The following is a 15,215-nucleotide window of genomic DNA, read 5'->3' on the forward strand; positions in this document are numbered from 1 at the left end:
GCTCCGTCAGGCTTTCGCCCATTGCGGAAGATTCCCTACTGCTGCCTCCCGTAGGAGTCTGGGCCGTGTCTCAGTCCCAGTGTGGCCGTTCACCCTCTCAGGTCGGCTACGCATCGTCGCCTTGGTGAGCCATTACCCCACCAACTAGCTAATGCGCCGCAGGCCCATCCCCAAGTGACAGATTGCTCCGTCTTTCATTATTCCACAATGCTGTGAAATAAATTATCCGGTATTAGCTACCGTTTCCGGTAGTTATCCCAGTCTTGAGGGCAGGTTGCCTACGTGTTACTCACCCGTCCGCCGCTAACCTTCAGGAGTGCAAGCACTCCATCAAGTCCGCTCGACTTGCATGTATTAGGCACGCCGCCAGCGTTCGTCCTGAGCCAGGATCAAACTCTCCAATAAAGTTTGACTTGCTCATTTCAAAGCTAACGTATTAACGTTTGCTTGTGTTACATTGACGTGATCCATTTGTTCAGTTTTCAAGGAACTTGTTGGCTGCTTTGCCGATCATTTTCAATCAGCAGCGCAGGATTATATCTTATCAAGTAATTAACTTGATGTCAACACTTTTTTTCGACGCCGTTCGACAAGCTTCAGAAGCTTTCGTCAAAAGCGACAGTTAGTAATATACCATGATACAAAAGATATAGCAAGCATTTTTAAAAGAAAATATGTAAAGTTTCGCATAACATCGATCCTATCATGATTTATATCTTATAGAGATCGATATTTAACCCAGTCTGTAGGCAGCCTTGCTATGAATGTGCTTAATCATAGACCTCAAATTTCTGAAGTATCATCTCGAAATGTAATTGATTTCCTATAGAAAAGGTTTTAAGGTTAGTTCATCGCTTTTTAACAGACCGACCATATCTATAAGAAAGGAGTTCGCCGAATGGCAGACAAAGGCATCGCTCTCCAGAAGCCAAAAGAGACCCCAAGTCCTGCGCACGGAGAGGCACATCAGGCCACCGTATATAAAATTCTGATCGCCATCAGTTTCGTGCATTTGTTTAATGATTCAATTCAGTCCGTGATTCCTGCAATATTTCCTATATTAAAGGATAATCTGCTGCTTACCTTTACGCAGATCGGTTGGATCTCCTTCGCTATTAATTTTACTTCATCCATTATCCAGCCAGTTATCGGGTACGCCGCGGATCGAAGGCCGACACCGATTCTGCTTCCGATCGGTATGTGTTTCACGTTTGCAGGTGTATTCATTCTTGCATATGCACATACATACATCCTGGTTCTGTTCGCCGTCGTTCTGATCGGATTAGGCTCTGCGACCTTCCACCCTGAGGGAATGCGGGTCGCACATATGGCTGCAGGCATGCGAAAAGGGTTATCCCAATCCATCTTTCAAGTAGGTGGCAATGCCGGACAGTCACTTGCCCCGCTTTTGACACGATACATTTTCGTACCGTTCGGACAGTTTGGCGCGATCGGTTTCACCTTCGTTGCCGCGGCTGGTATCCTCGTGCAATCCTATGTTGCCCATTGGTACCACGGCATGCTGAAAGCTGGTTACACGTTTAAAAAGAAAACTGCCGGACGCATGCTCGATCCCGCTCGCCGGAAAAGCGTACGTAATGCAACGCTGGTTCTCGTCATTCTCGTGTTTATCCGCTCCTGGTATGGCGCAGCCATCAGCAGCTATTATGCCTTCTACCTCATGGATGCATATAAGATCACGATTGATAATGCTCAGATCTATATTTTTCTGTTTCTAGCTTCCGGAGCTGTAGGCACCTTCTTCGGCGGTCCGCTGGCCGACCGCTTTGGCCGCCGCAATATGATCATGCTCTCCATGATCGGCACGGCACCCATTGCGTTGATTCTGCCGTTCGCCTCCCCGTTCTGGGCGGCTGTATTGCTGCTGATCGGCGGTTTTGTCCTATTGAGCAGTTTCTCGGTCACCGTTGTGTATGCCCAAATGCTGCATCCGGGCAATATCGGTACAGTATCCGGGCTGATCACCGGGTTTGCTTTTGGCATGGGTGGGGTCGGTTCGCTTGTGCTCGGTAATCTCGGAGATGCTTGGGGAATCGGCAATGTTATGATCGCCATCGGCTTCTTGCCGCTGCTTGGTCTGCTTGCCCTGCTTCTTCCCGGTGATGACAAGCTGGACCAGTGGTCGAAGGAATAGTCGTACTATGGAAAAAGACACTCATCGGGCTGCACAATGGTGCGTTGGTGAGTGTCTTTTTATTTCATTTTTTTGACGAGTTTTATGAACCAGTATAGGAATATCCATGGGAGCACGTACTTCGTCAGCCACTCGAAGCTCATGCGAATCATTCCAGCAGCATCCTCAGCCGCGATATCCCCGAGCACCGTAACCATAATAAAAAATAGAACTATTCCAATGGTTACATAGAACACTGTATTATATTTCATTCCCTTCCTCCTTTCATCCGACTTCACACGCTACCGAAATATTACATATCACGGGATGTATAATCAACATTTTTGTTGACGGTTCCAATAAACGAGGGCCAACTTTAAAAGGAGCAACGATGTTAACATTGTAATACTTGTATCAAAGCGAGCGCCAGTAAAAAGAGGAGATGTCCCGTCAATTCGCATGACATGGAGCAGCTCCTCTTTTGCTTAACCACGATTGTATTCTAGATGAATCTGTTTAGGCTTTCATCAGATTTTGTTCAGATAATCCAGCAAACGGTACACAATCACGGATATCTGAGCCCGAGTGGAAGTCTCACCAGGCGCAAAGCGGTTGCCGTTCACTCCCTTCACCAGACCTTGGTTTACAGCAAAGGCTACGGCAGCACGTGCATCCTCCGAAATTAGATTCGTATCGTTGAATGACAATGAGCCTGCGTTGGAGTCAATCTTCAACGCTTCCGCGATCATGACCACCATATCCTCACGGGTCAGCGGATTCTTCGCCCCCGCTTCTTTGCTGCGTGTTTCCCAATCGATACCTGTCTCGAAAATACGATCAAGCAGCGTCGCAAATTCGGCACGAGTCACCGCATTGTTCGGAGAAAACCGGCCTGCACCTGTGCCGTTCGTGATATGCTGCGAGGCAGCAACCTCGATCTCATCCTTAGCCCAGTGGCCGACAATGTCGTTAAAGGCCACGTTATTCTCGGCAGCCACGTAAGATCCCGGTCCGTTAATGCGGAACGTGATCGATCCCCGCGCAGCCGATTGCAGCAATCCTGCGGATTGCAGGTCTTCTTTTTCCGACTGCACATAGGCACCAACCTTACGTGCATCCTTCACTTTTGCCGGGTCATAGTTCAATGTCAGCAGAAGTGGGTGTTTGAACTTGTCTGCATGTTTCACCGTAACGATCGAAGAAACAGCGTTTAAAGTATTTCCGGATCCCGCTTTGCTTGCAGCTACAGAAACCGCTAAGCTGAATCCGCTGCTCGTTGTGAAATCATCCAAGGCATCGGCAGGCACCGTCAGGGTAAATCCGTTACCCGTAATAACAAGTGGTTTGCCGGATGCTTTCAGTTTATCCACGGCAGTCTTGCCGAGAGTAAAGGCTACCTCGCTATATTTGCTGAAATCCAGCTTCGATACGTCCAGCTTCACTTCTTTGCTGTCACCAGTAATTCCTGCAGTAATCGCTGCTTCCGACAAGGCTGCCGTTGCAGACTCTGTGCCATCCGCATTTTTCTTGGTGGTTACTTTGGCATCCCCCGATACTTCAGGAGCCGGAGTGGACGGAGTTCCTGTAGAACCGCCACCGGAGGACGAGCCTCCACCGCCGCCGGATCCGCCACCTGGGTTACCGGGATCAGGGGTGCCTGGTCCAGGCGCGCCCGTCAGCTGCAGGTCAACCGTCGCTTTTCCTTCAAGACCTTGACGGTCTTTGACGGAAAGCTCAACGGTATAGTTGCCTGAAGATAATCCGTCTAAGGCAATGTTAAATCCACCATCCTGCTCGACATCGAAACTACCTTGCTTGGCAACGGTTTTGTTAGCTCTTTTAATGACATAACTGGCATCCAGCCATTCGCTAACGTCAAAATCAATGGCCCATTCATCCCACATCGCTGGAGCAGCCGTTACATAGAGGTCATCGACCGTTCCGGATAATGCAGGATGGCTCTTGCCGGAAATTTTAACATCAAGCTCGGTATTGATCTCAGGTGCCGCTCTCTTCACGAAGAAAGGAATCGTCGCATAATCCGAGTGGACTAAGAGATCGGTATCCAGGGATAAAAGCTCGATCGAATACAATCCGTCCTGAACCTCTACCTCTTTCTCGGTCTCATAATCGGCATATTTCCCGTTCCAGCCGATCGTAAATGAGGTGTTGGCATCAAAATAGGCTTCTGCACCAAATATTTGGCCAATAATACCGTCGCCGTCAACACCCGCTCCTGGATTAAGACTGTCATACAAGTCCACGATGACAATCTGCATCGGATTGTAAAATTCGAAAGCCAGGTTGAGCTTGCCCAATTCACCCGTCTCGGTTAACGGAACATGCGGTAAGTAGTTTTCGGTATCACTGTAGGCTTTCGTATACTTCACGCCGGTGATCTCAAGATTAAAGTACGCAACATACGGAACCGAATAAGTATGGGTACCATTCGTAAAGGTAATATAGCCTTGCTGTTCCGATACGCCCTCTATCCCTTCCGGCACTTGGAGAGTTACCGTGAGTTCTTCTTGACCGTTGAGGGTAAAGGTGCTTTTATCCGTTTCAACACTTACCCCCGGCGTGACCTGCGTGTTATTGATTTGCACATTAAAAGTCCCGCCCGCATTTCCAATACTCTCTACTTTTATTTTTTTCTGAACGGTCTTAGCAGCTTTTCCGGTAAAATTACCAAAATTAATGCTTCCAGTAATGTTCTCCTTATGGTTAGCTGATCCATTCTCCTGATACGAAGTCTTGTCCAGGACCTTCACCAGAGCCTCTGCCTGGATGGTATGGAGTGCTTGTACGCGCCCGGCTCCTTGATCCGTTACACCGTAAGACTCGGTATTCAGTACTTTGGCGATGTTCATCAGTGCGACTTTGACATCGAATGGAGTCCAATCGTTATGTTTCTCCAAAATGAGAGCCGCAAGCCCGGCCACATGCGGGGATGCCATACTGGTACCCGTAAAGCGATCATAGGATTGGCTGTAATCTGCATCTGCAATGTCTTTCCCGTAGGCCGGAACGGATGACAAAATGCTCGTTCCCGGTGCTACAACGTCTGGCTTAATGTCCAGCGTCTTTTTAGCCGGGCCACGCGAGCTGGAATCATTCATTTCATCGCCGGCGGTTCGGTTTTTAATAAAATCCGTAAAATTCACTTTCAGATCCGGGTTGGCATCGAGCAGCGACTTGATATAATCGCCGTCTTCTTTGCTCATACTAAAGGTTGGGATGAAGGCAAAGCTGTCCCCAAGTAAAACACCAATTGGCCCAGGGTTCTGATTGAATACAATGACGCCCGTCGCGCCTGCTGCCTTCGCATTGGCGATTTTATCGACAAAGGCGAGCTCGCCGCGTTTAATCAAAGCGATTTTGCCCGTAACGTCTTTATCTGCGAAATCCTCGGGTTTGCCCAGATCGGCATAAACCAGTTCAAAATCTCCATCCAGAGCGACTTCTGGATCCTCTGCGAGATTCCAAGCCATTAATTCAAGCTTATACGTAGCATCTACCACCGTAACCGGAGCGTTAACGTCTGCCGGAGGCACCTCTTCATCCTCGATAGATTCAACAGGGACTTCATCAGTGACCGGCCCCTCTTCTGGGCCATCACCCGATTGAACTGGCGTGGCATCCTGCTCCGTATCAACGGAAGGCGTAGTCTCATCGATTGGTGATGCAACTTCACTCGATGTTGGCCCAACTGCTTCGTCTGCCTGTGCTCCTACATCCGTCTGCACTTCAGGTGTAACGGGCTGTTTTGGCTCAGCTCCAAGCTCCAACGGACCCTCATTGTTATCAATTGGCTCAACCGGCAATTCCGCATCCGTGAAAAAGTGCGATGTTGCCGCCATTTCGTCACTTGGACCCGTTGAGTTTCCTACCGTAATCGGAAAAGCCGCTGCCCCTGGCGATCCAACCGTCCAGCGGTTAGGCCCTGAATTGCCGCTTGCAACGACTGGCGTGACACCAGCCAGCGCAGCATTATTGAGTGCTACGGACGTAACATAGTCCGGATCATTGCGTGAATTGCCCAGCGAGAGGTTAATTATATCCATTCCGTCCTGAACGGAACGGTCAATACCACCCAGTACCCAGCTGGAATAGCCGCTTCCGTATGGCCCAAGAACACGGTAAGCATAGATATCCGCTTCCGGCGCAATGCCCACGACTCCATATTCGCCAGCATCGCGGGCTCCGATGGTACCCGCTACATGCGTTCCGTGATCTGTCCAATACGTACTTCCCCTGTCATCGACCTGTGGGGGATCGGAAGGATCATTCTCCCAGTCGAGCGGAGTCGTCTCATAGGGATCGTTATCATTGTCGACGAAGTCATATCCGCCCTTATAAGCATCCTTCAAAACAGGGTGTACGTAATCAATACCCGTATCGATAACGCCTACTTTAATGCCTTTACCTGTATAACCGAGATCCCATACTTCCGGAGCACCGATGAACGGCCCCGTATCCTTCATGTATGGATTCACTTCGCCCTTCGGTCCAACCGTTACCTCCAGATCGGGATATACGCCTAGAACGCCAGGGAGATCAAGCAGCGATTCAATCTTGCTGCCGTCAATCTCCATGGACACCCCGTTGAATGCGTAACTATATTGCTCCGAAATTTCGTGCGTTATATTCTTCGTGCTCAGGCTGCGTATAAAAGTCTGCTGCTCCAATTGCACCTGTGCCTCAACCTTCGCCTCTGCGGAAGAACTAAAGGATTGACCCTGAATAGAGGAAAGTCCTTTGGCTAAGGCCACTGGCTCAGTAGACAGCTCTACAATGACTCTTGTAGGACCCCCGGCAGATTTCTGCAGGCTTTGTTCAAGCACCGGAAACTCCGCAAGCTTAGCTCGCTGTTTCAGAATATCCCTTATCTGCCTAGCTTCATCGGCACTGAGCTGATTGTCCAGCTCGACTTGCCGTTCTGACGGAGCGGCCCCAGCCGCTGGTGCAACGAGTGATAGCGTTAATAAAAAACTTAGTAGTGCGGACCATAACTTTTTACTCAAGGCTTTGCCCCTCCCATAAGATAGATTTCCCAATCACATTAGGGTCTGGGATGTCATCAGCATATCTGTGCTGCCTTTCGATGGTATCCACTCCTTTCGGCATTAGACTGACCCGTGGTAAATTATTCTAGATTCTAAAATTAGATTCCTCCATCCTTTTCTGTATGTTTTTGTTAAGTTCAGTCGAATGTATAGGAGGTTTTGACGAATGCCAGGAAACGTCATAGATTCAAGGGAATTAAGGCTTACATAGAAAGTAAGGGAGGAGAAAGGAAATCGAGGAAAAAGAAAAACCGAGGCTATGAAATAGCCTCGGTTTTTAAGGGGTCCAACTGATTCTGCAAGATATATCCAGATTGTATTATGATTCGTCTAGCAACCGTACGAACTCTTCCTCATCTTCCAGGATGTCGATGCCGAGCTGCTGGGCTTTAGCCAGCTTGCTGCCGGCTTTTTCGCCTGCAATGAGGAGGTCCGTTTTCTTGGACACGCTACCGGTGACTTTGGCGCCGAGCGCTTCCAAGCGTTCGGTTGCCTCTTCGCGGGTCAGCAGATGGAGGGTGCCTGTCAACACAACCGTTTTACCGCTGAAATAGGAATCGGTGCTGACCGGCGTCGGTGCCTCCGGCGCTTTCGCTTGGACACCCAGTGAGAGCATCTTCTGAATGCTCGCTTGGGCAAACGGGTCCGCGAAGTATCCAGCAATGCTTTCGGCCACGATGCCGCCCACATCCGGCAGCTCGACCAATTCTTCTGCGGTCGCAGCCATCACGCGGTGCAGATCACGGTAGTGATCGGCCAGCATTTTGGTTGTGGATTTACCGGTATTCGGAATCCCCAGTGCGAAGAGGAACGATGCAAGATCCCGCTCCTTGCTCTTCTCGATAGCATCCAGCAGGTTCTGGGCTTTTTTCTCCCCAAAGCGCTCCAGCTTCAGCAAACTGTCAAAAGAAAGCGTGTAAAGATCAGCCGGTTCTCTCACGCCCAGTTCGTCGTATAACTGGATCGCGGTTTTATCGCTGAACGTCTCAATGTCCATGGCATCCCTGGAAGCAAAATGCGTGATCCGGGCCACGATTTGCGGCTTGCACCCCGTTTTGTTGTTGCAGAAGAGGTGGGCGCCGCGCTGTTCCAGCGGGAAGCCGCAGGATGGACATTGTTCCGGATACAGGATCTCTTCGCCATCCTGCTCCTCCGTTACTTTGCCAAGGATCTCGGGAATAACGTCATTCGAACGGCGAATGAAGACCCGTGAGCCGAGCGCGAACTTGAGGTTCTTGCGCTCAATATCCCCGATATTGTTCAGCGTACAATTTTGCACGGTAACTCCGGCAAGCTCAACAGGCTCTACACGCGCCAGTGGCGTGATTTTTCCGGTCCGTCCCACATTCCAGGTTACCGACTGCAGCACGGTTGTTGTTTCTTCCGCTTCGAATTTATAAGCAACTGCCCAGCGCGGGAACTTGTCGGTATATCCAAGAACTTCGCGGATGCGGAAATCTGTAACCTTCACCACCGCTCCGTCGATGAGATAATCGAGCTCGGAACGGCGTTTCTCAATATCCGCCAGTTGCTCCATCACATCATCAAACTGCTCAAAATAGAAAATGTATGGATTGACCTTGAGCCGGTTCTCGCGTAGGAAATCCATCATCTCCTTGTGATCAGCAAAGGTGATTCCATCCGAATAACCTACATTATAGAAGTAAGCGTTCAGTTTACGCTCGGCCGTTACCTTTGGATTTAGATTGCGGAGCGCCCCTGCGGCGGCATTGCGCGCGTTTTTGAGCGGCTCTGCCGCGGTTTGGTTGTATTGTTCCAGCACGGACAGGTTCATGATGCCTTCGCCCTGTACTTCAATCGTACCTTCCGTGTACGGGATCGTCATCGGCACCGACTTGATGGTTTTCACCTGAGCCAAAATGCCTTCGCCAACCGCACCGTTGCCCCGTGTCGACGCCTGAACCAGCTTGCCGTCCTGATAGGTCAGATTCAGTGTCAGCCCGTCAAACTTCAGTTCCAGTGCATAACAAGGATTCGGCAGTGGATTGCCGGGATTCTTCGTATTGTAGTCATTGACCAGCCTGACGACGCGATCATGCCAGGTACGGAGCTGCTCGATGTTCTGAGCCTTATCAAGGCTCCATAACGGAGCCAAATGGCGGTGCGGGGCAAAACCCTTCAGAATCTCCCCGCCCACCCGCTGGGTCGGAGAATCCGGAAACGTCACTCCGGTCTCGGCCTCCAACGCTACCAGCTGGTCGTACAGGGCATCATACTCCTTGTCGCTTACAAGCGGCTGATCCAGCGTGTAGTAATGGTAATTGTAATTGTTTAGCTCCGCAATGAGCTTCTCCATCTTTTCCTTGAAATCCATGCAGGGGCAATCCTCCTTCAATAATATAAGGCCATAATAGGTTGCGTTAAGATTTTCTGCCTATCATCACGTGCGATTCGGATCGTTCTTCCGTTGATGCCGATTCTCCTAGTTGTATCCTTATTCCACTTTCGTAATCGGCGCAAAGCCGGCAAGCAGGCGTTTCACGCCCACAGGCGCCGGGAATGCTATCTGCAATTCCATGTCGTTGCCGCTGCCTTTTACCGCTACGATTGTACCGGTTCCCCATTTGCCATGGGCTACTTTGTCGCCGGCTTTAAATTCCCCGCTGCCGGAAGCGGCCGCTGGACGGGATGCAGCACCGGTTGTCATCGTCACCCGGCTCTTCGGTGCGGCTTGCGCGGATGCCGTCGAACCGCTGAGGGAGAGGTCCACGCTGCGGCTTCCTCCAAAGTTGCTGCCTCCACCGCCGCCGAAGCCGCGTCCTGCATAAGATCCGCCCACATTGCCCCCGCTACCACGGCGGTATCGGTCATGCGCCATCTGAGTGTCTTCCTTCAGCTCTTCCGGGATTTCCTCCAGGAAGCGTGAAGGCGGGTTCGCCGTCGTGCGGCCAAATAGCGTACGCATGCGTGCACAGGACAGGAACAACTGCTTCTCTGCTCGCGTGATCCCTACATAAGCAAGCCGGCGCTCCTCTTCCAGTTCTTCGTTATCCATAGAGGCACGGCTGTGTGGGAATACCCCTTCCTCCATGCCGATAATGAACACCACTGGAAACTCCAGACCTTTGGCACTGTGCATCGTCATGAGTACGACAGCGTCGTCGCGGTCTTCTTCGTCATCGTTCATCGAATCGATGTCCGCGATCAGCGCAAGATCTGTAAGGAAGGAAATGAGGGATTTATCCTCGTTATTCTTTTCAAACTCTTGCGTCACCGACAGGAACTCGTCGATGTTCTCAAGACGGGATCTGGATTCGATTGTATTCTCGTTTTGCAGTTCGAGGCGGTACTCGGACATCTCGAGTATTTTTTCCGTAAGCTCAGTGACCGACAGAAACTCGACCATTCGGCTGAGCGCGGCAATCATGTCGTAGAAGCCGACCAGCGCGTTGCGCGTCCGTCCGGCAAAACCGAGGTCGTCTACGATTTCCAGCACGCGGAAGATCGAGATGCCCCGCTCTGCGGCTGCAGCCGCCAGTTTCGCGACGGTGGTGTCGCCGATGCTTCTTTTTGGCACATTAATGATCCGCGTCAAGCTGATATCGTCGTCCGGATTGGAAATCAGGCGAAGATAAGCAAGCATGTCCTTGATCTCTTTACGATCATAGAACTTGATGCCCCCGACGATCTGGTACGGGATATCCGACTTGATCAGAATTTCCTCAATGACCCGGGACTGGGCGTTGGTCCGGTACAGAATCGCATGATCCTGATAGCTCTTGCCGTCCTTGATGTTCTTGCTAATTTCCGAGGTCACAAAATACCCCTCATCATGCTCCGTATCCCCACGGAACACTTTAATCTTCGGTCCTTCACCTTGCTCGGTCCACAGATTCTTCGGCTTGCGGCCTGTATTCAGGCCAATGACATTGTTGGCAGCGTTCAAAATATTCGCTGTAGAACGGTAATTCTGCTCCAGCAGAATCGTCCGCGCCTCGGGATAATCCTGCTCAAAATTCAGGATGTTCGTGATATCCGCGCCACGCCAGCGGTAGATCGACTGGTCGCTGTCACCGACAACGCAGATACGGTGATGGCTGTCCGCCAGCATGCGACAGAGCATGTACTGCGCCCGGTTGGTATCCTGGTATTCGTCCACGTGGACATACTGGAATTTGCGCTGGTAGAAATCGAGAACCTCCGGCACTTCCTTAAACAGCTGAATCGTGGTCATGATCAAATCGTCGAAATCAAGCGAATTGTTACTCTTTAAGCGTTTCTGGTATTCGGTGTAGACCTTGGCTACAAGAGATTCAAAATAGTCTCCGGCTTTCTGTTCATACTGCTGCGGGGAGATCAGCTCATTCTTGGCGGCGCTCATGGCGGCTTGAATCGCCTTCGGCTCGAATTTCTTCGGATCGATGTTGTGCTGCTTCATCACGTTCCGAATAACGGACAGCTGATCGGTCGAATCCAAAATACTGAAATTCGAGGTAAAGCCGATCCGTTCAATGTCTTTACGCAAAATCCGCACGCACATCGAGTGGAACGTTGATACCCAGATGTCCTGGCCTTCCCGGCCAACCAGTTTGGATACCCGCTCCTGCATCTCGCGGGCTGCTTTATTCGTAAAGGTAATCGCAAGGATGCTCCATGGTGCGGCTTTGCGCGTGGCGATCAGGTACGCGATCCGGTGCGTCAGCACCCGCGTCTTGCCGGAGCCGGCGCCCGCCATAATGAGCAGCGGTCCGTCGGTTGCTTCAACGGCTTGACGCTGCTGTGGATTCAGACGTCTGACGGCGTCGTGTATATCAATGGAATGCATAGTGTTGCCTCCTAATAGGTGTAGATTTGATAAGGGAGAAACTTGGGTAAAGGTGAAAAGATGAAAAATGGTTCTGGTCTGGCAGATCAATTACATTAAAGAGAATGGATAGGGTATAGTTTGCTGCGTGTCTAAGACACTCTGATTTCTGCGCTGCTTAGCTTAATGAATTACAATATTTAAATGAAATAAATACATGCTTATCCGTCACAAGACAGATGGAAAAGACACACTAATTATAGACCCTAAGGTTACCGTAACGCGTCTCTATTTTTTTGCAGATGGAATACAGAAACCACTCAGCCCTTCACGGCCTTGACCGTTTCGAGCGCCTGCACCAGATGTTCGTACACCACGTTGCCCACAACGATCGTATCACTGATAGCTGCAGCCTCCTGTGCCTGCTCGGCATTGGTTATTCCGCCACCGTAGAACAAACGGGCATTATCCAGCGATCTTCGAACCGTACGGACAGTTTCCATATCCCCGAACGTGCCGCTATATTCCAGGTACACAACTGGCAGATTCATCAGCTTGTCCGCGATCTGTGCATAAGCAGCGGCAGCACTCGCTTCAATCGAAGTCTCTGCTCCGGTCAGCTTCGCCACCGCGGCATTCTCGTTCAATACGATATAACCTTCGGTCACAACGAGATCCCACGGGATCATATACCCGTAGCGTTCGATTCCTTCGCGATGCCGGCCCATGATCCAGGTCGGATCCTGCGTATTCATGACCATCGGGACCATATATAGATCAAATCCGGGTACAACGGCTTCCAGATCGGATACTTCCTGCACGCACGGCAGCTCGTAACGTCGAACTCGGGACAGCAGGTCCACGGTATTTTCATAAGTGACTCCGGTTGAGCCTCCGATCATGATGGCATCGGTTCCTGACAAACATACCGCATCAAGGGTCTCGTCATCGATCTCCTTGTCGGGATCCAGCTTAAACACATGCCTCCAGGATTGTATCATCTCTTTCAAGCGTCATTCCTCCACGTTCACGGGTTACTATTATACTAAAATAAGTCTATGCTAGCACGGTAAGCAAGTCAATTTATGTTCGCATAAAATACGAACATTTTTTTGGTAATTGTCATTTATCCGTTCAGTCGATATCCGAACCGGGCCGCTGGAAAGGAATTTGGGCGGGTACTTAGCTAAGAAAAACGTCTTCCGACATACAATTCCAGACCGCATTTAGATGATGATTTTCTTGTGATACCAGATAGGCTAAGCTTCGAAGATTAGACTTTCTGATATCATAAAAAAGCCCGCGTCTCTTTGGGAGACAACGGACTCCAATATTCAGCATCACTATATATGAAATTAGCCTTTTCAATTGACGGGCGATGCAACATGGGGGAAAACCATGAAAAGCACCCTCTATGCGAGTCACTTTTTAATGGTATATCTCAAACTGTTCTGCTCCAGCTCCGGCTCTGTCAGCAGATCCGAGTAAACGCCGTACACGCCCCATTTTTCATAATTGTTCACGGTGTTCGTGTCATTGATGGTGTGGACATAGGTCACGGCACCCGCTTGCCTCAGCTTCGCTACAAAATTCGGACTTACCTTGTACTCCGGCATGGTAACGGCGTCAATGCTGTTTTCCTGCACGAAAGCCGTGATCTCGGCGGGTGAATCCTGCGTGGCATACAGCGTATAGATAATAGACTCAAACGGATAGATATCCTGAACCATATCAAGCATCGGCTCATTGTAAATTTGGACGACGACCCGATCCAGAAGTTTCAGATCCCGTTCATTAGCGGTACTTACAATCTCCGTGAACAGGTGCTGAATATCCTGATCCTCCTGCTCCTTCGTATCCGTCACGATATAGATATCGGGATGACGCTCCATCATATCCATAATTCCCTCAATATCCATCGGCTGATATTGTTCCAAAATCGGCGTATTAATGAATTCCTCATGGCTCAGGCGGGCCGCCTGCTTATCCTCGGGGAGTTTCTCCTTCTGACCCAGCTGCTGGGTCATGCTCTCCGTCCACTCGTGCCTGGCTACGACTTTGCGATCCTCCGTCAGCATCAAATCAATCTCGAATACCCTGGTGCCTTGCTCGTAGTTAACGACCATGGCTTCGTAGGCGTTCGTGTAGGGCTGTTCCCCGATGCTTCCCATGGCATGGGCGATCAGGCGATAGGCTGCAAATCCTTGCGGCGCTTCTTCTTCCAACTCCAGATGAGTCAGAAGCAGTATCATAATGGCGGAAAATAATAGAAGGACAGCTGCGATCCGTTTCATGGTATCCCCACCCTTTGTTTCGTTCAATGCTGTTGCTAGGTAAATACCCGGTTGAAGGGTGGGCAAAACAAATAACCGCCACTTGGGGGCTGCCAAGTGACGGAATGACTTATATAAATACTGCTGCTGATCACTAGCTCTTGGTCTTCAAAAGATGAATATACCATTTCAAACCCGCATTGTGGTTAAACACGCTGACTTTATCCACGACATCAAATAATCCGCAGCTTTCAATCTCGCCAATCTTATGTTCTACCATGAGATAATCAGGATCTTGGGTGTTCTTATGAGAATATAGGGAAGAGATGATGACGCCATCCGGTGTCAGGTAACGAGCATATTCTAACAGCTTGCTTGGGGTATTGGGCACATACTGCAACGATTCATTAAAAACGATGACGTCGTAGCGTTTATGCGGAACATAGTGATTGATGTCTGCGTTCTGGAATTGGTCCCTTGATGTTTTGCCGGATGCGATTCTGATTGCTTCCTCGGACAGGTCAACACCTGTGTAATTCGACTTTTCATTGTCTAACAGCATTTCAAACAATAGGCCGGCTCCGCATCCCATATCCAGAATGCCCTCGTCACCGTTAAACTTTCTGATGTAACCGTACACGACCGAGTATCTGGCATATTCCGTGATGTCCGATAAATAATCCCACATGCGGGATCTGTACTCTTCGTCCCATTGCTCTTGGCTGCTTTCGATGAAATCCTGGACCTTGGCGTTTTCCATATTGATTCCTCCCATAAAATGCTTATTGGATGTGATCCTCCTGATAGGCAAATGAAGCGGCAAATGAAAACACGATCATTTCGAAAACATTAGAAATCCCCGTAACACTGAGATTGGAGCATCATAACTAATCTGCGACTCTACGTAATGGATAATCTAGCAATGCATCGATGAGTCCACTATTTCATTATAATAGTATTACAGTTATATTTTGTAA

The 15,215-nt window shown here is 49.8% G+C and carries 8 protein-coding genes and 1 rRNA gene; 1 reads left to right on the top strand and 8 read right to left on the bottom strand.

Annotation, left to right across the window (positions count from 1 at the left end):
- Positions 1-405, bottom strand: a 16S ribosomal RNA gene (locus PAEVO_RS28465); the annotation flags it as partial.
- Positions 406-898: 493 nt separating this feature from the next.
- On the opposite strand from PAEVO_RS28465, the gene PAEVO_RS28470 reads away from it, so the two are divergent.
- The gene (locus PAEVO_RS28470) at positions 899-2,155 is read left to right on the top strand and encodes an MFS transporter (RefSeq protein WP_100540865.1); all 1,257 of its coding nucleotides are present in this window, start codon (positions 899-901) and stop codon (positions 2,153-2,155) included.
- Between the two features lie 59 nt (positions 2,156-2,214).
- On the opposite strand, the gene PAEVO_RS28475 is transcribed toward PAEVO_RS28470, so the two are convergent.
- The 7 genes from PAEVO_RS28475 to PAEVO_RS28505 all read right to left on the bottom strand — a co-directional run bounded on the left by PAEVO_RS28475 (position 2,215) and on the right by PAEVO_RS28505 (position 14,998).
- The gene (locus tag PAEVO_RS28475; RefSeq protein WP_100540866.1) at positions 2,215-2,406 is read right to left on the bottom strand and encodes a hypothetical protein; all 192 of its coding nucleotides are present in this window, start codon (positions 2,404-2,406) and stop codon (positions 2,215-2,217) included.
- Between the two features lie 255 nt (positions 2,407-2,661).
- Positions 2,662-7,158, bottom strand: a complete 4,497-nt coding sequence (locus PAEVO_RS28480; RefSeq protein WP_100540867.1) for a S8 family serine peptidase — start codon at positions 7,156-7,158, stop codon at positions 2,662-2,664.
- A 361-nt stretch (positions 7,159-7,519) separates the two neighbouring features.
- Positions 7,520-9,535, bottom strand: a complete 2,016-nt coding sequence (gene ligA / locus PAEVO_RS28485; protein WP_100540868.1) for an NAD-dependent DNA ligase LigA — start codon at positions 9,533-9,535, stop codon at positions 7,520-7,522.
- A gap of 120 nt (positions 9,536-9,655) precedes the next feature.
- A complete protein-coding gene (pcrA, locus tag PAEVO_RS28490; RefSeq protein ID WP_100540869.1) occupies positions 9,656-11,986 on the bottom strand; it encodes a DNA helicase PcrA in 2,331 nt (776 codons plus the stop codon).
- Between the two features lie 299 nt (positions 11,987-12,285).
- Entirely contained in the window at positions 12,286-12,975 is a 690-nt protein-coding gene (pcrB, locus tag PAEVO_RS28495) for a heptaprenylglyceryl phosphate synthase (protein WP_100540870.1), read from the bottom strand.
- A gap of 411 nt (positions 12,976-13,386) precedes the next feature.
- Complete coding sequence (locus PAEVO_RS28500; RefSeq protein ID WP_100540871.1) at positions 13,387-14,259, bottom strand: phosphatidylinositol-specific phospholipase C/glycerophosphodiester phosphodiesterase family protein; 873 nt, start codon at positions 14,257-14,259, stop codon at positions 13,387-13,389.
- A 133-nt stretch (positions 14,260-14,392) separates the two neighbouring features.
- Positions 14,393-14,998 carry a class I SAM-dependent methyltransferase gene (locus PAEVO_RS28505; protein WP_100540872.1) on the bottom strand — a complete coding sequence of 202 codons (606 nt, stop codon included), beginning with the start codon at positions 14,996-14,998 and terminating at the stop codon, positions 14,393-14,395.
- Positions 14,999-15,215 lie beyond the last annotated feature (217 nt).

The sequence above is a fragment of the Paenibacillus sp. GM2FR genome (assembly GCF_002803325.1).
GTDB classification, from domain to species: domain Bacteria; phylum Bacillota; class Bacilli; order Paenibacillales; family Paenibacillaceae; genus Paenibacillus_AQ; species Paenibacillus_AQ lautus.

Coding starts and splice junctions, on each gene's coding strand:
- PAEVO_RS28470 (WP_100540865.1), top strand. CDS start 899: ATGGCAGACAAAGGCATCGCTCTCCAGAAGCCAAAAGAGACCCCAAGT.
- PAEVO_RS28475 (WP_100540866.1), bottom strand. CDS start 2,406: ATGAAATATAATACAGTGTTCTATGTAACCATTGGAATAGTTCTATTT.
- ligA (WP_100540868.1), bottom strand. CDS start 9,535: ATGGATTTCAAGGAAAAGATGGAGAAGCTCATTGCGGAGCTAAACAAT.
- pcrA (WP_100540869.1), bottom strand. CDS start 11,986: ATGCATTCCATTGATATACACGACGCCGTCAGACGTCTGAATCCACAG.
- PAEVO_RS28500 (WP_100540871.1), bottom strand. CDS start 14,259: ATGAAACGGATCGCAGCTGTCCTTCTATTATTTTCCGCCATTATGATA.
- PAEVO_RS28505 (WP_100540872.1), bottom strand. CDS start 14,998: ATGGAAAACGCCAAGGTCCAGGATTTCATCGAAAGCAGCCAAGAGCAA.